Origin of the sequence: Manganibacter manganicus, assembly GCF_002075885.1 — a bacterium.
GTDB lineage: Bacteria > Pseudomonadota > Alphaproteobacteria > Rhizobiales > Rhizobiaceae > Mesorhizobium > Mesorhizobium manganicum.
Genome location: NZ_MDET01000045.1, coordinates 150,898 through 168,861, shown reverse-complemented (window position 1 = coordinate 168,861; position 17,964 = coordinate 150,898). Strand labels below are relative to the sequence as shown.

At 60.3% G+C, this 17,964-nt stretch carries 17 protein-coding genes; 8 read left to right on the top strand and 9 right to left on the bottom strand.

Going from position 1 to position 17,964, the window contains the following annotated elements; all coding sequences use genetic code 11:
* The first annotated feature begins 33 nt into the window (after positions 1-33).
* Positions 34-1,092, top strand: a complete 1,059-nt coding sequence (holA, locus tag BFN67_RS19945) for a DNA polymerase III subunit delta (RefSeq protein ID WP_080921233.1) — start codon at positions 34-36, stop codon at positions 1,090-1,092.
* Between the two features lie 44 nt (positions 1,093-1,136).
* On the opposite strand, the gene BFN67_RS19940 is transcribed toward holA, so the two are convergent.
* From BFN67_RS19940 to mnmE, 5 genes are all read right to left on the bottom strand, one after another.
* Positions 1,137-2,054 carry a ParB/RepB/Spo0J family partition protein gene (locus BFN67_RS19940; RefSeq protein ID WP_080921232.1) on the bottom strand — a complete coding sequence of 306 codons (918 nt, stop codon included), beginning with the start codon at positions 2,052-2,054 and terminating at the stop codon, positions 1,137-1,139.
* A gap of 37 nt (positions 2,055-2,091) precedes the next feature.
* Positions 2,092-2,892 (bottom strand): ParA family protein, encoded by an 801-nt coding sequence (locus BFN67_RS19935; RefSeq protein WP_080921281.1) that lies wholly within the window; start codon positions 2,890-2,892, stop codon positions 2,092-2,094.
* 46 nt (positions 2,893-2,938) lie between these two features.
* A complete protein-coding gene (gene rsmG / locus BFN67_RS19930) occupies positions 2,939-3,568 on the bottom strand; it encodes a 16S rRNA (guanine(527)-N(7))-methyltransferase RsmG (protein WP_080921231.1) in 630 nt (209 codons plus the stop codon).
* Positions 3,565-5,448, bottom strand: coding sequence for a tRNA uridine-5-carboxymethylaminomethyl(34) synthesis enzyme MnmG (gene mnmG, locus BFN67_RS19925; RefSeq protein WP_080921230.1), 1,884 nt, complete (start codon positions 5,446-5,448; stop codon positions 3,565-3,567). The genes rsmG and mnmG overlap by 4 nt, the downstream gene beginning before the upstream one ends.
* Before the next feature lie 119 nt (positions 5,449-5,567).
* Positions 5,568-6,887: a tRNA uridine-5-carboxymethylaminomethyl(34) synthesis GTPase MnmE gene (mnmE, locus tag BFN67_RS19920; protein WP_080921229.1), complete on the bottom strand. Its 1,320-nt coding sequence runs from the start codon at positions 6,885-6,887 to the stop codon at positions 5,568-5,570.
* 60 nt (positions 6,888-6,947) lie between these two features.
* Here mnmE and BFN67_RS19915 point away from each other — a divergent pair, with 60 nt between their 5' ends.
* The gene (locus tag BFN67_RS19915) at positions 6,948-8,966 is read left to right on the top strand and encodes a thioredoxin domain-containing protein (RefSeq protein ID WP_080921280.1); all 2,019 of its coding nucleotides are present in this window, start codon (positions 6,948-6,950) and stop codon (positions 8,964-8,966) included.
* Here BFN67_RS19915 and rho read toward each other — a convergent pair whose 3' ends face one another.
* The 3 genes from rho to hemE form a co-directional block, all read right to left on the bottom strand.
* Entirely contained in the window at positions 8,967-10,232 is a 1,266-nt protein-coding gene (gene rho, locus BFN67_RS19910) for a transcription termination factor Rho (protein WP_139789270.1), read from the bottom strand.
* 148 nt (positions 10,233-10,380) lie between these two features.
* Positions 10,381-10,923, bottom strand: a complete 543-nt coding sequence (gene hemJ, locus BFN67_RS19905; RefSeq protein ID WP_080921228.1) for a protoporphyrinogen oxidase HemJ — start codon at positions 10,921-10,923, stop codon at positions 10,381-10,383.
* Entirely contained in the window at positions 10,920-11,948 is a 1,029-nt protein-coding gene (gene hemE, locus BFN67_RS19900; RefSeq protein WP_080921227.1) for a uroporphyrinogen decarboxylase, read from the bottom strand. Before hemE ends, hemJ begins: the two co-directional genes overlap by 4 nt.
* Positions 11,949-12,349: 401 nt before the next feature.
* Here hemE and BFN67_RS19895 point away from each other — a divergent pair, with 401 nt between their 5' ends.
* The 6 genes from BFN67_RS19895 (at position 12,350) to dnaQ (ending at position 17,339) form a co-directional block, all read left to right on the top strand.
* Positions 12,350-13,171 carry a pyruvate, water dikinase regulatory protein gene (locus BFN67_RS19895; protein ID WP_080921226.1) on the top strand — a complete coding sequence of 274 codons (822 nt, stop codon included), beginning with the start codon at positions 12,350-12,352 and terminating at the stop codon, positions 13,169-13,171.
* 61 nt (positions 13,172-13,232) lie between these two features.
* A complete protein-coding gene (locus tag BFN67_RS19890) occupies positions 13,233-13,832 on the top strand; it encodes a Maf-like protein (protein ID WP_080921225.1) in 600 nt (199 codons plus the stop codon).
* Positions 13,825-14,676, top strand: coding sequence for a shikimate dehydrogenase (locus BFN67_RS19885; protein WP_080921224.1), 852 nt, complete (start codon positions 13,825-13,827; stop codon positions 14,674-14,676). Before BFN67_RS19890 ends, BFN67_RS19885 begins: the two co-directional genes overlap by 8 nt.
* Positions 14,673-15,257: a dephospho-CoA kinase gene (gene coaE / locus BFN67_RS19880; RefSeq protein ID WP_080921223.1), complete on the top strand. Its 585-nt coding sequence runs from the start codon at positions 14,673-14,675 to the stop codon at positions 15,255-15,257. Before BFN67_RS19885 ends, coaE begins: the two co-directional genes overlap by 4 nt.
* A 258-nt stretch (positions 15,258-15,515) precedes the next feature.
* Entirely contained in the window at positions 15,516-16,559 is a 1,044-nt protein-coding gene (locus tag BFN67_RS19875; protein ID WP_158083544.1) for a mechanosensitive ion channel family protein, read from the top strand.
* A 75-nt stretch (positions 16,560-16,634) separates the two neighbouring features.
* The gene (gene dnaQ, locus BFN67_RS19870; protein WP_080921278.1) at positions 16,635-17,339 is read left to right on the top strand and encodes a DNA polymerase III subunit epsilon; all 705 of its coding nucleotides are present in this window, start codon (positions 16,635-16,637) and stop codon (positions 17,337-17,339) included.
* Between the two features lie 63 nt (positions 17,340-17,402).
* Here dnaQ and secB read toward each other — a convergent pair whose 3' ends face one another.
* Positions 17,403-17,909, bottom strand: a complete 507-nt coding sequence (gene secB, locus BFN67_RS19865) for a protein-export chaperone SecB (RefSeq protein ID WP_080921221.1) — start codon at positions 17,907-17,909, stop codon at positions 17,403-17,405.
* Positions 17,910-17,964: the final 55 nt, after the last annotated feature.

Sequence of the window (17,964 nt, the reverse complement as noted above, 5' to 3'; positions counted from 1 at the left end):
TCCACTTTTCGAGCCGATGCACTAAGACAGGCCATGGCGCAGAAGAAAACGAACGAGGTCGATTCCTGGCTGGCCCGGCCCGACGCCGGGGTTTCCGTTGTTCTCCTTTACGGCCCCGATCGCGGGCTGGTGGCGGAACGCGCCGCCGCGTTCGCCAGAAACACCGGACTGCCCCTCGACGATCCGTTCTCCGTGGTAAAGCTCGACGCCGCCGAGATCGACCGTGGCGAAGGTCGCCTGCTCGACGAAGCCCGCACGGTGCCGATGTTTTCCGACCGCCGCCTGCTGTGGATCCGCAACGCCGGCGCGCAGAAGACGCTTGCCAATGACGTCAAGTCCCTGATCGCCGCGCCCGCCGCCGATGCCGTCGTGCTGATCGAAGCCGGCGAGCTTAAGAAGGGCGCGCCCCTGCGAACCGCGGTCGAGGCGGGTTCCGGCGCCATGGCCCTGCCCTGTTATGCGGATGAAGACCGCAGCATCGAGGCCGTTATCGACGACGAACTGGCCAAGGCCGGCATGACTATGGCGCTCGATGCGCGCCAGGCGCTGCGCCGCAATCTCGGCGGCGACCGACTCGCCTCACGCGCCGAGATCCAAAAACTCGCACTTTATGCCCACGGCAAGGCCGAGATCACGCTGGACGATGTCCGGATGATGACCGGCGATGTGTCCGGGCAATCCTTTGATGACGCCGTCGATGCGGCAATCGAAGGGCGGATCGACACGTTCGACACGGTTTTCACCCGCCAGTGCCAGGCCGGCAGCCACCCGTTCCAGGCTCTGGGTTCGGCAATGCGCCTGCTGCAGTCGTTGCATTCCATGCGCGGCATCATGGATGGCGGCGGCGGCAATGCCGCATCGGTTGTCGGCGCCCACCGGCCGCCCATCTTCTACGCCCGCCGTAAACTGGTCGAACGGGCCCTGCAACGTTGGAGCGCGGCAGCCTTGAACCGCGGGCTCGCACGCCTGCAGGCGGCGGTTCTGGAAACGCGGCGCCGGCCGGACCTTGCCGTCGCGGTCGCACGGCAGGCTCTGCTCGGCATTGCGGTAGAAGGCGCGCGCCTCGGTCGCAACGCCGATTCCCGGCGTTAGTTTATTTGCCGGCTAATATCGTTCAAGGCTGCGCTGTTGCCAAGTCAGTAACGGATGCGTGGCTCGCCGGACCCGGCGGAACCGCCATCCTGCTTCAGCCGGCGACACAGATCGTCCAGTTGCTCCAAGGTACGATAGGCGATCTTCACCTCACCGCCCCGCTCCTTATGCGCGATCGTCACCTTCATGCCGATCGTATCAGTCAGCAGCCGCTCCAGCGCCAGCGTGTCCGGGTCTTTTTCCGCCGACACGGATGGCCTCCTTTGCGTCGGCGCGCCGGCCGGCATCTGCGCCAACGCCTCGGCCTGACGCACGGAAAGCCCCTCTTCGACGATACGCTTGGCCAGGCCGGCCGGATCCTGCGCCGTCACCAGAGTGCGCGCATGACCGGCGGACAATGCGCCCTCGACCAGCATGTCGCGGATCACATCCGGCAGCTTGAGAAGGCGCAGCGTGTTGGCGACATGGCTGCGGCTCTTGCCGATCACCTGCCCAAGATCGGACTGGCTGTAATTATGCTCGTCTATCAACTGCTGATAGCCAAGCGCCTCCTCAAGCGGATTGAGGTCGGCACGCTGAACGTTCTCGATGATCGCCAGTTCAAGCGCCGTGCGATCGTTGACGTCGCGGACGATGACCGGGATCTCGGTCAACCCGGCCCGCTGTGCCGCGCGCCAACGGCGCTCGCCGGCAATGATCTCATAGCGTCCAGCCTGAGCGGGCGAAGGCCGCACCACGACCGGTTGCACGACGCCGTGCTCGCGGATGGACTGCGCGAGATCGGTCAATTCGGCATCGCCGAAATGGCGACGAGGATTTTTCGGATTGGGCGAAAGGAACTCGATTGGAGCCTTGCCATCGGCACGAGCAGCCGTCCGTTCGGGCGCCGCGGGGCGGTCCATATCCCCGATCAGGGCGGCAAGTCCGCGGCCCAGTCGCTTTCTTGAAGGATCGTCGTTCATGGTCCGTCTCAAATCGTTTCGTAGGCGTATTGGTCGGTCATGCAGCGCGTTGATGACGCTCGCGGCGAATAACCTCGGATGCCAGTTGCAGATAGGCCTGGCTGCCGGAGCATTTCAAATCGTAGAGTATCGCCGGCTTGCCGTAGGACGGTGCTTCCGATATGCGCACATTGCGCGGGATCACCGTCTCATAGACCTTGTCCCCCATATGGGCACGAACATCCTGTACCACCTGATTGGCGAGATTGTTGCGGCCATCGAACATGGTCAACACGATGCCCTGGATTTCAAGCGCCGGATTGATCGAAGCGCGCACCTGCTCCACCGTTTCCAGCAATTGGCTGAGGCCCTCAAGCGCGAAGAATTCGCATTGCAGCGGCACCAGCACCGAATCGGCCGCCGCCATTGCATTGAGCGTCAGCAGATTGAGCGATGGCGGGCAATCGACCAACACATAATCGAAGGATTGAGACCGCTCGCTGGCCGCCCTCACGGCATTGCGCAGGCGCAAAACCCGATCCGGCGCCGAGGAAATCTCCATTTCTATGCCCAGTAGATCAAGAGTCGAGGGCACGATGGACAGACCGGGAACGGCAGTTGCCACTGCGGCATCCTCGATTTCGAGGCTGCCAGTGAGCACATCATAGGAAGAAACATTGCGATCGCGCCGGTCGATGCCCAGCCCCGTGCTGGCATTACCTTGCGGATCAAGATCGACGATCAACACCTGCTCGCCAATGGCGGCCAACGCCGTCGCCAGATTGATGGCCGTGGTGGTTTTGCCGACGCCGCCCTTCTGATTGGCAACGGTGATAATACGGGGTCCGGTCTTGTTCATCGTTCCATGCCAGAAATTCATGCCGATTCACATCGCCTTCGTTCGATCAAACGCGTTTGAGGCCGCCGATTTCGAGAATTACGCTTTGTGGATCGACCTTGCTTTGGTGTTCTACCAGATCGAAGGCCCAGCGGTGAGTGCTTTCTTCCACTTCGGTACGGTAATCCCGACCTTTATGAAACAGAGCGCGACTTCCGGTCGTCAACCAGGGTGCCGTAAGGTCCAGCAGAACCGGCAATGGCGCAAGCGCCCGAGCCGTAACGATCTGCGGACTCGTCACCAATGTAGCGACTTCCTCGATTCTCCGTGCGACGACATGGGCGGGCAGCTCGAACTCGCCGATCATGGATTGCAGGAACCCGGCCTTTTTACGGTTGCTTTCCACCAGATCGATGGACCCGCCCCGCTCCTTGAGCAGACAGGCCACAACAAGCCCTGGGAAACCACCGCCCGAGCCAAGATCGAGCCAGCGCAATGCGTTCGATGCAAGGGGCATCAACTGGGCGCTGTCCAGTATATGCCTTTGCCACACATTGCCCAATGTCGAGGGGGCCGCGAGATTGATGCTTCGATTCCATTTCAGGAACTGGCTTTCAAAGCGCTCGAGTCGTACGAAAGTTTCACGTGAAACAGGGCCGGCAACGTCACAAAGCCGGTTGAACAGGTCTGCGCTCAAGCCACGCTCCTCCGGGAGGCGGCGCCGTCTTTACGGACGTGCGCTACGATCACCGCCAGCGCGGCAGGTGTCATGCCTTCCATGCGCTGGGCATCCGCGATCGACCGCGGCCGCCGCTCACGCATCTTCAATTTCAGTTCGTTGGATAGGCCCGGCACGTTGGAAAAATCGATGTGATCGGGAATGAGCACCGATTCCTCATGCCGCATCCGCTCCACATCGGCGCGCTGCCGTTCCACATAGACGGAATATTTTGCTTCGATTTCAAGAGCTTCCGCAGTACCGTGATCCAGTTCGCCGAAAGCCGGATCTATCCTTGCCAGCCATGCCACATCGACGCCAGAATAAGTCAAAAGGTCATAGGCCGTTCGCCGCACCCCGTCCCTGTTGATCTCCAGGCCGTGACGCGCCGCTTCGTTCGGCGTCAGCGACACGGACCGCGCCAATCGCCGGGCGGCGTCGATCTTGGCGCGGACACTTTGGAACCGTTGCGAGCGTTCGCGCGACACGATGCCAAAATCCAGCGCCTTTGGTGTCAGCCGCTCGTCGGCATTGTCGGCCCGCAGCGCAAGCCGAAATTCTGCCCGCGACGTGAACATGCGATAGGGCTCCACGATGCCGCGACTGGTGAGATCGTCGATCATCACGCCGATATAGGCCTCTGTGCGACTCAGCACGGTGGGTTCCGCACCTGCGGCACGCCGCGCCGCATTCAGACCGGCAAGCAGACCTTGCGCGCCAGCTTCCTCATAGCCCGTCGTGCCGTTGATCTGACCGGCGAGAAATAAACCACCCATACGTCGGGTCTCGAGGGTTGCCTTCAGCTCGCGCGGATCGATATGGTCGTACTCAATCGCGTAACCGGGTTGCAGCATGGTCGCGCGCTCCAGCCCCGGTATGGTCTTCAGCAATGCAAGCTGGGCATCTTCGGGCAAGGAGGTCGATATACCGTTGGGGTAGACCGTATCGTCATCCAATCCTTCCGGTTCGAGAAAAATCTGATGCCCGTCACGATCACCGAACTTGACTATCTTATCCTCGATGGACGGGCAGTAGCGCGGGCCTATTCCTTGGATCGATCCGGAATACATGGCCGAGCGGTTGAGATTTTCGCGGATAACCTGGTGGGTCGCCGGTGTCGTGCGCGTGATACCGCATTCGATCTGTAGATTGCTGATCCGCTCCGTCATCAGCGAGAACGGGATTGGTTCCTCATCCGCCTTCTGGCGATCGAGCGAAGCCCAGTCGATCGTCCTTCCATCAAGCCGAGGCGGTGTACCGGTTTTCAGGCGCCCGAGACGAAAGCCGGCACGCGCCATGGTTGCCGATAGCCCATGCGATGCCTGTTCGTTCATGCGTCCGGCGACAATCTTCTTATCACCGATATGGATCAATCCGCCCAGGAATGTGCCGGTGGTCAACACAGCCGCACCGCAGGTGAGACGGCGGCCGTCAGTCAGAACAACAGCGATAAGGCGGCCGTCCTGGATCTCAAGGTCATGCACCTCGGCTTCGATCACCTCAAGATTGGGCTGCGCCGTGATGACCCGCTGCATGGCGAGCCGGTAGAGCTTTCTGTCCGCCTGGGTGCGCGGCCCGCGCACTGCCGGACCCTTGCGGCGATTGAGCAAGCGAAACTGGATGCCTGCGGCGTCGGCAATACGGCCCATGAGACCATCCATGGCGTCGATCTCGCGCACAAGATGCCCTTTGCCCAGACCGCCGATGGCCGGATTGCAAGACATCACGCCGATTGTATCAAGCCGCAATGTGACAAGCCCAGTCCGAGCGCCTGCCCGTGCCGAAGCGCTCGCAGCCTCGCAGCCGGCGTGCCCGCCGCCAACGACGATCACATCAAACCTGTCCTGACTATCTATCATCCGCATCTCTTCGGCTCTCACTCGACTCCTGTCAAGCGGACCGTTTCACGTGAAACAATGACACGGGCCTGGATGCAGCGTTTCACGTGAATCAGGCGGCGCTTGTTGTTTCACGTGAGTCACTTGCCAATGCAAAACTGTGAAAAGATCACGTCGAAAAGATCTTCGACATCGACGGCGCCGACGATCCGCCCTAGTCGATCGGCTGCGAGACGCAATTCCTCAGCACGCAGTTCCAATGCTTGATCCGCACCGAGCGACGCATGAATATGCCGCACGGATTCGCGCAATAGTTCCACATGTCGTTGCCGCGACGGCAGTATTTCGCCGGCCGAATCTATCCTGGCTTCCGCGCGGCGGCCAATCTCTCCAAGAAGGGCGTCAAGGCCGGCGCCTGTCACTGCGGAGACGCAAAGATCATACCTGCCTGATACATCAGTAGACATCGGCCCCAGCAGGTCGGGCTTCGTGCCAACGCGCAGTGTCGCAATCCCATCGACATCGACGGAAACCGGTTGAGCCAAGTCCTCCAGCGCCAGAACCAAATCGGCTTCGCGTGCTCGCGCCTTGGCCTTTTCGATCCCAAGAGCCTCGACCTTACCTGTGGTCTCCCTTAGCCCAGCCGTGTCAGTAACCCTGACGCGCAACCCATGCAGGTCAAGCACGACCTCGAGCAGGTCCCGCGTCGTGCCCGGTTCGTCTGTAACGATGGCCGCGTCCCGACGCGCCAGCGCATTGAACAGGCTGGACTTTCCAGCGTTCGGCGCGCCTAGGATGACAACGTCGAAACCTTCACGCAGGATTTCAGCGGCAGCAAATCCATCCATATGGCGTGTGATATCCGACGCCAGCATCTCCATGTCGGCCCATATCGTCTCCGCGATGGAACCTGGAATATCCTCCTCATCGGTGAAATCGATCTCGGCTTCGATCATCGCACGCGCATGGATCAACCGCCGCCGCCATTCCTGATAAAGTCGGCTTTGCGCACCGCCGGCGTTCAGGCTTGCAAAGCGCCGCTGTGCTTCCGTCTCGGCATTAATCAGGTCAGCCAGCGCCTCCGCTTCTGTAAGATCGATCTTGCCATTGAGAAAGGCGCGCTGGGTGAACTCACCGGCTTCGGCGCTGCGGACGCCATCCAAAGCAGTCAGTGCCGCAAGCACGGCTGCCACAACAGCGCGCCCGCCATGAACGTGAAGTTCCGCAACATCCTCGCCGGTAAAGCTGCGTGGAGCCGCAAAGAACAGTACCAAGGCACGATCGAGGAGGCGCCCGTCGGACGCGCGTAGCGACCGATACGCCGCGACCCGATCCGCAGGGATGCTTCCAGAGATCGTTTCGATGGCGAATCGACTATGCGGGCCAGAGATGCGAATTACAGCAACACCGGCCGGAAGGCGACCGCTCGAAAGCGCCACAATGGAATCGCTGAAAATCATTTGTACCTTTACCGGAACCGCCCTAGCTTTCTTATCATAGACGAGAAAGTCGATATCAAAGTGCCCTTACCGCCCGAAAACCTACTTGCCGCCGAATCCAGCCCATATCTACGGCAGCACAGCGCCAATCCTGTCCACTGGCGCGCCTGGTCGGCTGCCGCGTTGCGCGAAGCGCAAGAGCTTGATCGTCCTATCCTGCTCTCCATCGGCTATGCCGCCTGCCATTGGTGTCATGTCATGGCGCATGAAAGCTTCGAGAACGAAGACGTCGCGGCCGTCATGAACCGGCTGTTCGTCAATATCAAGGTCGATCGCGAGGAGCGGCCGGACCTCGACCAGATCTATATGGCCGCACTTGCTGCCATGGGCGAGCAGGGCGGTTGGCCCCTCACCATGTTCCTGACGCCCGATGGCAAGCCGTTCTGGGGTGGCACCTATTTCCCTCCCGAAGCACGCTATGGCCGGCCCGGCTTCATTCAGGTTCTGGAGGCCGTGGACAAGGCGTGGCGGGAAAAGCGGCAAAGCCTGACCCAAAGTGCGGACGGACTGACTGTCCATGTCGGCGAACGGCTAGCCGCCTCGCGCGACAGGGCTTCTCTCGACATAGACACGCTCACGACGCTTGCCGAAAGCATTGACGGCATGATGGACAGGACGCTCGGCGGCCTGCGCGGAGCACCGAAATTCCCGAACACACCCTTCATGACCACGCTGTGGCTATCTTGGCTGGAAACCCGCAACCGGGAGCATCGCGATAGGGTTCTGCACAGCCTAGAAACCATGCTGGCAGGCGGAATCTACGATCATATAGGCGGTGGGCTTGCGCGCTATTCCACCGACGCCGAATGGCTGGTGCCGCATTTCGAAAAGATGCTCTATGACAATGCGCAACTGCTTCGCCTGGGCAACTGGGTCTATGCGGAAACCGGCAACGAACTGTTCCGGGTCCGAATCGAGGAAAGCATCGCCTGGCTGTTGCGGGAAATGCTGGTTGATGACGGCGCCTTCGCGTCCAGCCTCGACGCCGACAGCGAGGGACACGAAGGCCTGTTCTACACCTGGGATCGGGACGAGCTGGCAGCCGTTCTCGGATCAGACATTGATATATTCAACAGATATATCACATTGTCCAACCCTGAGAATTGGGAAGGAAAGCCGATACTGCGTCAGACATTGCAGCAGCAGGCGGACTCTATCGCCGACAGCGACACGTTCACACCGCTGAAACAACGGCTGCGCTCTGCACGCGAAGAGCGTGTCCGGCCGGGGCGCGACGAAAAGGTGCTGACCGACTGGAACGGCCTTGCCATTACCGCTCTTGCCGACGGCGGACGTCTGTTCGCGCGCAGCGATTGGGTCGATGTGGCCGCCGCGGCGTTCAACTCTATCACAGGCAGCGCGCGGGCAGGGCGTCTGCCACATTCCCGGCTCAAGGATGCAGCGCTGTTCCCGGCCTTGTCCAGCGATTATGCCGCGATGATCAATGCGGCGATCGCGCTCTATGAGGCCACACATCAAACCAGATATATCAAACAGGCGCGCGATTTATGCGCCCAGCTCGACCGCTGGCACGGCGACGACGCTGGTACCGGCTATTATCTTTCGACATCCGATGCCGAGGACGTTCCACTCAGGATCCGCGGCGATGTCGATGAAGCGATCCCGTCAGCAACCGCACAGATCGTCGAAGCTTTGGCCCGGCTTGCCAATGTCACAGGCGATATCGAACTGCACGCAAAGGCCTGGGCGGTCGCAGAACATGCCGCCGGGCGTGCGCGGCACCAATCCTATGGCCAGGCCGGCATCGTCAATGCGTGCGCGCTTGTCATCAAGCCGTTGAAACTGGTCGTCGTAGATGAGACTGAAGACTCGAAGCTCGTTTCGGTGGCGAATCGGATACCCGACCCACGCCGGGTCGATCATTTCGTTCCCATCGGCGCAACAACCGACCTGCCTCTTCTGCCCGGCGCCGGTGAGCCGCCCACGAAAAAGCCCGGTGCCTATCTTTGCACCGGGCCTGTCTGTCTTCCCGTTATCACCGACCCGGTGAAGCTTGAAGCGGCGCTGCGCGAGACCTGATCAGGTATTCATCGAATCGAAGAAATCCGCGTTTGTCTTGGTCTGCTTGAGCTTGTCGATGAGGAACTCGATCGCGTCGGTTGTCCCCATTGGCGCTAGAATACGGCGCAGCACGAAAATCTTCTGCAGGTCCGCGCGTGGGATGAGCAGATCCTCCTTGCGCGTGCCGGATTTGAGAATATCCATCGCCGGATAGATGCGCTTGTCGGATACCTTCCGGTCGAGATGGATTTCCGAGTTGCCGGTTCCCTTGAATTCCTCGAAGATCACTTCGTCCATGCGGCTGCCGGTGTCGATCAGCCCGGTCGCGATAATGGTCAGCGATCCACCTTCTTCGATGTTGCGTGCGGCCCCGAAAAAACGCTTCGGCCGCTGAAGGGCGTTGGCGTCGACACCGCCGGTCAGCACCTTGCCAGATGACGGCACGACGGTGTTGTAGGCGCGGCCGAGACGCGTGATGGAATCGAGCAGAATGACCACGTCGCGACCGTGCTCGACCAGGCGCTTGGCCTTTTCGATCACCATTTCGGCAACCTGAACGTGACGCGAGGCCGGCTCGTCGAAGGTCGAGGACACCACCTCGCCCTTCACCGAGCGCTGCATGTCGGTGACCTCCTCCGGCCGCTCGTCGATCAACAGCACGATCAGGTAGCATTCGGGATGGTTGGTGGTGATCGAATGGGCAATGTTTTGCATCAGCACCGTCTTGCCGGTACGCGGTGGCGCGATGATCAATGCGCGCTGACCTTTCCCCAGTGGCGCCACCAGATCGATGACGCGCGCCGAGATGTCCTTGCCGGTCGGAACATCCATTTCCATCTTCAGCCGCTCGGTCGGGTAAAGCGGCGTCAGATTGTCGAAATGGATCTTGTGGCGGATCTTTTCCGGATCGTCGAAATTGATGGTGTTGACCTTGAGAAGCGCGAAATAACGTTCGCCTTCCTTCGGGCTGCGGATCGGCCCTTCCACCGTATCGCCGGTCTTGAGCGAAAAGCGGCGGATCTGCGAGGGCGAGATGTAGATATCGTCAGGACCGGGCAAATAGTTGGCGTTGGCCGAGCGCAGGAACCCGAAACCGTCCTGCAGCACTTCGACCACGCCGTCGCCGATGATCTCGATATCCTGCGCCGCCAGTTTCTTCAGGATCGCGAACATCAGCTCCTGCTTGCGCATCACGCTGGCGTTTTCGACCTCAAGCGTTTCCGCATAGGCGATCAGCTCCGGCGGCTTCTTGTTCTTGAATTCTGTAAGCTTCATTTCCTGCATGGATGGACTCTGGGCATGAGCGGGGGAAAAATAATCGACTGAATGCGATGAATGCCCGCGCGGCCGAAACAAGATAGGCGGCGCATGGCGAAAGGAAGACCCGTTGTGTAGCGCCGGCTCATCGAAAGCGCAAGCGACGATTTCAGGATCAGAACGGCTTGACGATGACCAGAATGACGATCGCGATCATCAGCAATGTGGGAATTTCATTGACGATGCGCCAGTGTCGTGCGGGCTTTTCATTGCGATCTTCGGAAAACTTCCGCACTGAAGCCGACAGATAGCCATGAATCGCCGACATGACGATGACCAGCGCGATCTTGGCGTGCAGCCAACCACCCTGGAAGCCGAAGCCTTTCCAGGCAAGCCATAGCCCGAAAACCCAGGTGACGATCATCGCCGGGTTGATGATGCCGCGCAAAAGCCGCCGCTCCATCACCTTGAACGTCTCGGACTGAACCGACCCTTTTTCGGCCTCGACATGATAGACGAACAGCCGCGGCAGATAGAGCATGCCGGCCATCCATGAGATGACAGCGATCACATGGATCGCCTTGGCCCAGGGATAGAAACTATCCGTGCCGAACAAAAACAGCAGCGCCGTCAGAACGAGAAAGACGCCAATGGCGATGGCCGCGCGCTTCATAGCGATCGCGCCGCTGTTCTGGTTGGCGTTTCCCGTCGCCGTCATGCCGCGTTCCTCACCAGTCTGACCATTTCCTCGACATGGGCGATCGGCGTTTCCGGAATAATGCCATGCCCTAGATTGAACACCAGCGGGCCTTGGCCCAGCGTCCTCAAAATCCTGTCCACGCCCTCGTGTAGCGCCTTGCCGCCGGCAACGAGTCGCAGCGGATCGAGATTACCCTGCACCGCGCCACCCTGCTGCAAGGCAAGCACCTGCGAAAGCGGCACGGACCAATCGAGCCCCAGCCCCTGCACCCCGGTCCGCTCGCGATAGCTGGCGTAATTGGCGCCGGCGCCTTTCGGAAAGCCGATGACCGGCACCCCTGGATGCGCCGCATGCACGCGCCGCACGATCTCGGCGACCGGTTCGACGCAATAGGCCTGAAAGGAAGCCTCGTCCAGCACACCGGACCAGCTATCGAAAATCTGCACCACATCGGCACCGGCCTCGATCTGCCGGATCAGATAGGCCGCCGATTGCTCGGCCAGAATACTGAGCAGTTTGCGAAACGCTTCCGGCTCGCGGTACGCAAACAGCCGCGCTGGCGCCTGATCGGGCGTGCCATGGCCGGCAATCATGTAGGTTGCCACCGTCCAGGGCGCGCCGCAAAAGCCGATCAGCGTGGTTTCGGCCGGCAGTTTTTCGCGCAGCCGGCGCACGGTTTCATAAACCGACGCCAGATTCACGTGAAACGTTTCCGTGTTCAGTGCCGCTATTTCGCTTGCCGTGATGGGCGTAAGGACCGGGCCACGGCCCTCCTCGAAGTTCAGGTCGCGGCCAAGCGCATGCGGCACGACCAGAATATCGGAAAACAGGATGGAAGCGTCGAAGCCGAACCGCCTGATCGGCTGCATAGTCACTTCAGTCGCGAAATCCGGATTGTAGCAAAGGTCCAGGAAACTGCCCGCTTTGCGGCGCAACTCGCGATATTCAGGCAGATAACGCCCCGCCTGGCGCATCATCCAGAGCGGGGGTGGAAACACCGCTTCGCCTCTCAGCGCCCTCAGCATGGATTGCGTTTCAGCCATTTTTTCTCGCCTTCGAACAACTATAAATAATCAAATATCTTTTAGAAAAGAGTCTTTTGATTCTAAGAGTCTGTTGGAATCGGTGATTGTCGTTTGTCCAATGCTGTGCCGGAAAAGGCCAGCCACCATAATGTCGCGTATAGCGGTGAACCCTGTTCGGGAATTTGTGGATGGATGGAATTCACTTTGCCGATTCAATGATTTCAGATCGAACCGAGAAAACCTCGCCTGTGGGTTTTGGCATAATGATCTATGTCTTCCCCGTTCTTTTCCCCAAGTTGGAAAACAAACGGACAGCGGCATGAATTGTGGACAAGTCGGCATCTGATACAGTCGTGCCGAACCGGTAACCGCTTCCAGTCCGGCTGCCCACATTTACCCACAGAAAGCCCACAGATCCTGTGAACAAACCCCAGAGCTTCTTTCATCTGCACCTGATTTCGGATGCCACTGGCGAGACCCTGCTGGCGGCCGGAAGGGCTGCCGCAGCCCAATACAAGGATGCACGCGCGATCGAGCATATGTATCCGCTGGTGCGTAACGACAAACAACTCATGAAGGTGTTCGAGGACATCGAGGAAGAGCCTGGCATCATCCTCTACACGGTGGTCGATCAGCAATTGGCGCGCAGCATCGACGAGCGCAGCGCGGCCATGGGCCTGCCTTGCGTCTCGGTTCTGGAGCCGGTGCTTGGCGTGTTCCAATCCTATCTCGGCACGCCGGCCGGCCGGCGTGTTGGCGCGCAGCATGTGCTGGATGCCGATTATTTCCGCCGCATCGATGCGCTGAATTTCACCATGGAGCATGATGACGGCCAGTTGCCCGCCAATATGGATGATGCCGATATCGTGCTGATCGGCATTTCACGCACCTCCAAGACGCCGACCAGCATCTATCTTGCCAATCGCGGCATCAAGACCGCCAATATCCCGATCGTACTCGGTGTGCCGGTACCACAGGTGCTGGTCGATGCCAAAGCACCATTGATCGTCGGTCTGATCGCGACGATCGAGCGGATTTCGCATGTCCGCCAGAACCGCATTCTGGGCGCAACGACGAATTACGAATCCGCCGACTATGTGGATCGGGCGACGATCACCGAGGAACTCGCCTATGCCCGCCAGATCTGCACGCGTTACGGTTGGCCGATGATCGATGTCAGCCGCCGTTCGATCGAGGAGACGGCTGCCGCGATCCTGGCCTTGCGCGGTAAGGGAAGGTAGGACGCTTTCCCTTTCCGCCATCCCGCATCATGCTATAGCGACGAGAAAGAGGGATTGGACAATGACCGAAAAAATTATTCTTGCCTCCGCCAGTCCGTTCCGCAAGGCGATCCTGATCGATGCCGGTATTGCCGTGGAGACGGTTCCGGCCGAACTCGATGAGCGAACACTGGAAGCGCCGCTCAAGAATAGCGGCGCCTCGCCGGAGGATGTCGCCTTGGTGCTGGCCGAAGCCAAAGCCGTAAATGTCAGCACACGCAAGCCCGGCGCACTGGTTCTCGGCTGCGACCAGACATTGTCTCTCGGCGACGAAATCTTTCACAAGCCCGCCGATATGGAGGGTGCGCGCCGCCATCTGCTGGCGCTGTCGGGCAAAACGCATCAGTTGAACAGCGCGGCCGTGCTGGCGCGCGACGGCAAGGTGTTGTGGCGTCATGTCGGCATCGCAAACCTCACCATGCGCAAGCTCGATCCCGCCTTCATCGGGCGCCATCTGGCACGGGTCGGCGAACGAGCCCTGCAAAGCGTCGGCGCGTATCAGATCGAGGGTGAGGGTATCCAGCTCTTCGAGAAAATCGAAGGCGACTATTTTACCATTGTCGGCCTGCCGCTGCTGCCGTTGCTTGTAGAACTGCGACGGTGTGGGGCCATCGATGGCTGAGGTTGCGAGGAGAGCTTTTGTCATCGGTCATCCGATCGCGCATTCGCGTTCGCCGATGATCCATGGCCATTGGCTGAAAACCCTTGGGCTCGACGGTTCCTACCGGGCCATCGACGTCGCGCCGCAGGACCTTGGCGCGTTCCTGTCGAGTCTTGCCGAATGTGGCTTTGCCGGCGGCAATGTCACTATCCCTCACAAGGAAGCGGCGTTTGCCGCTGTCGGCCGTTGCGATGAAGCGGCCGAGGCCATCGGCGCGATCAATACGCTGTGGTTCGAGGATGGTATCCTGTGCGGCGGCAACACCGACGCCTATGGGTTCGCCGCCAATCTCGATGCGCGGGCACCCGGTTGGGCGGCCAACGGCCCTGCCGTGGTGCTTGGCGCCGGCGGTGCGGCGCGCGCCGTCGTGCATGCGCTGAAAGCACGCGGCGTGGCCGACATCCGCATCGCCAACCGCACGCTTGCCCGCGCCGAAAGCCTGGCCGCGCGCTTCGGCGCGGGCATCTCCGCACATGCGTCAGGCGCGCTTGCCGACCTGCTCGGGGATGCCGGCCTGCTCGTCAACACCACCTCGCTCGGTATGCAGGGCAAGGAGGGAGGCGGAGACTTGCCTGCCGATCCGGCGCTCCTGCCGGCTCACGCGCTGGTCACCGACATCGTCTATGTGCCGCTCGAAACGCCGCTGCTCGCTGCTGCTCGCCGTCGTGGCCTGAAGACGGTGGACGGGCTCGGCATGCTGCTGCATCAGGCCGTTCCCGGTTTTGAGCGCTGGTTTGGCCACCGGCCTCAGGTCACGGCAGAATTGCGCGCCCTGATCGTTGCCGATCTTGGCGGTGCCGCATGATCGTGATTGGCCTCACCGGCTCGATCGGCATGGGCAAATCCACCGTCGGTACGATGTTTGCCGATGCCGGCGTGCCGGTGCATGATTCCGACGAGGCGGTACACCGGCTCTATGCCGAAAAGGCCGCACCGCTGATCGAGGCGGCGTTTCCGGGCACTGTCACAGACGGGGTGGTGGACCGTCAGGCACTTGCCCGTTCCGTGCTCGGTGACCCGGCGGCTCTGAAAAGACTGGAAGCCATCGTTCATCCTCTGGTGCGCGCCGATGCCGATGCGTTTTTGGCAGCGCAACGCGCAGCCGGCACGGCACTGGCGGTTCTGGATATCCCGCTCCTGTTTGAAACCGGCGGACGCGACCGCGTTGACAAGATTGTCGTGGTCAGCGCCCCGGCGGAAATCCAGCGTCAGCGTGTTCTCGCCCGGCCGGGCATGACGGAAGAAAAATTCCAACACATTCTGGCGTGCCAAGTGCCGGATGCCGAAAAGCGCCGGCAGGCCGATTTCGTCATCGACACAAGCGGCAGTTTTGACGAGACGCGCGCTGCCGTCAGCCGCGTCATTGCGAAGCTGTCGAAGGCCTAGTCGGCGCGGTGACGCCTCACACGTTCTATTGCAAAACGGAACCGGTTTCATGCGATCATCGAAAGTTCGGCATGGAAGGCCGCTCTTGACCCATCCGAGCCGATGCTTCAGTCATGCCTTTTGAGAAGATAGACAAGAGACGCGTTCCAGATGAATTTAACTGATCTGCAAGCATGGATGGGAGACCATTACGCCCTATGGACAAATATTGGATTCGCTTTTCTGGTTATTCTGGCGGTCCTTATACTTAACAAGATCGTGGACAGGATTCTTGTTCCCTTCATCAATAGGGAAGCATCGGCTGGGAATATATGGCGAAACGCCATTCTGGAATCGCTTAACCCACCCGTTCACGGCGTTATCTGGATTGTTGGCCTGACGCTGGCGGTCGGCTTTCTGACCCGCGATGGCGGTTTCACGCTGCTGTCTGGTTTTTTCCCCCCTGCGCGCGATCTGGCGGTTATTGCATTGGTCGTATGGTTCCTGTTGCGCGCCGTCGGCAGGATGGAGATTGGATTTCAGGCCCGCGCCAAGAACAAGGGCCAGGATATCGACCCGACCGCCATCGACGCGATTGGCAAGCTTATACGCGCCGCCATCATCATCACGGCAATTCTGGTGGCCATGCAGTCGCTTGGGTTTTCGATTTCCGGTCTTCTCGCGTTCGGCGGCATTGGCGGCATCGCGATCGGTTTCGCCGCCCAGGGGCTCGTCGCCAATCTGTTCGGCGGCTTGACGATCTACGCCAGCCGGCCTTTCAAGGTCGGGGAGTGGATCATCATGCCCGGCACGGAGGTCATGGGCGAGGTGCAGTCGATCGGCTGGCGCGCCACCCGCGTTATGGGATTCGATCGCCGGCCGTTCTACGTGCCGAACGCGATGTTCAATACCGCGGTCCTGATTAACCATTCGCGCATGACCGCGCGCCGCATTCAGGAATATCTGCACCTGCGCTATCGCGATATCGACAAGGTGCCGGCCATCGTTGCCGACGCCAACAAACTGCTTTCCGAGCATCCGGGTATCGAGCACGACTTCTTTGTCTTCCAGATGGATTCCTATGGCGATTTCGCGCTGAAAATGTTCCTGTATGCCTTCACGCAAACCACGGATTACAATGAGTACATGTCGATCAAGGAGGATATTCTTTTGAAGATCGGCAACATTGTGCGCGCGCATGGTGGCGAACTGGCCGTCCCGACTTCTACCGTTCACATGCCGGACGGCCTGAGTTTCCAGAAATCAGGGCCGACGCCAGAGCCGTTTCTTCAAGGGCTGGCCGAATCGCCGCAGAGCGCCTGAGCAGCCAGATGTTTGATCTGGAAAGCCTTGCCGATGGAGGCGCAAACCGCCACTTTCGCAGAACGGAGCGAATCGATGCGTGAAATCATTTTCGATACTGAAACCACCGGCCTCGATGCGCGCGAAGATCGCATCATCGAGCTTGGCTGTATCGAGATGGTCAACCGTTTCCCCACCGGCCGCACCTTCCACCATTACATCAACCCGCAGGGCCGCGCGATCAATGTCGATGCTCAGGCCGTGCATGGCATCAGTGCCGAACATCTGGTCGGGAAGCCGGGCTTCGCGGAGATCGCCGAGGAATTTCTCGCCTTCATCGATGGCGCCAAGCTGGTTGCCCATAATGCCGGCTTCGACATGGGCTTCATCAACGCCGAGTTCGCCCGCCTTGGCCATCCGGCGGTCGGGCAGGAATGGGTCGTGGACACGCTGGCGCTGGCGCGCCGCAAACACCCGATGGGGCCGAATTCGCTGGATGCATTGTGCCGGCGCTACGGCATCGACAATGCGCACCGCACCAAGCATGGCGCGTTGCTCGACTCCGAGCTGCTCGCGGAAGTTTACATCGAACTGGTCGGCGGAAAGCAGGCCGCGCTCATATTGGATACGGCAAGTGCCGGCGGCCAAAACGGCGATGCGGTTGAAGCCGCCCACATCACCGTCATTGCAAGGCCCACGCCCTTGCCGCCGCGTCTCAGCGAGGCCGAGCGTGCCGCTCATGCCGCCATGGTCGAAACGCTCGGCGAAAAGGCGCTATGGCGGACATTTTCCACGGAATAGAACTTCATAACAAAAGCCCGGCGCGTGGCCGGGCTTCTTCGGAATTTTCAATGCCGAGGGAGGTCAGCTCACCTTGACCTTGGATGCCGCCTGATCCTCGGCCATTCTCTGCTGAAACATCTGTGCGAAATCGATCGGATCGAGCATCAGCGGCGGGAAACCGCCATTGCGGGTCGCCTCGGCGATGATCTGGCGCGCAAAGGGAAACAGCAGGCGCGGGCATTCGATGAACAACACCGGCAGCATGTGCTCCTGCGGGAAGCCGCTGATGGTGAAGACGCCGCCATAGACCAGTTCGACATTGAACAGCACGTCCTTCTCGACGGATGCCTTGGCGTTTAGCGTCAGCACGACGTCGAACTGGTTGTCGGAAAGCGGGTTGGCGTTGACATTGACGTTGATGGCGATGCCGGGCGCCTGGTCACGGCCGCGCAGCGAGTTCGGCGCGCCGGGATTCTCGAAGGAGAGATCCTTCACATATTGCGCCAGGATGTTGAGTGTCGGCTGGGCGTCGTTGCCATTGCCGTTACCTGCTGCGGCCTTCGGCTGCTCGTTCTTGTCTTCGGCCATGAGCCCTATCCCTTATTCGGACCTTTCAGGCCCCGATTGAAATCGGGGTTTGGCT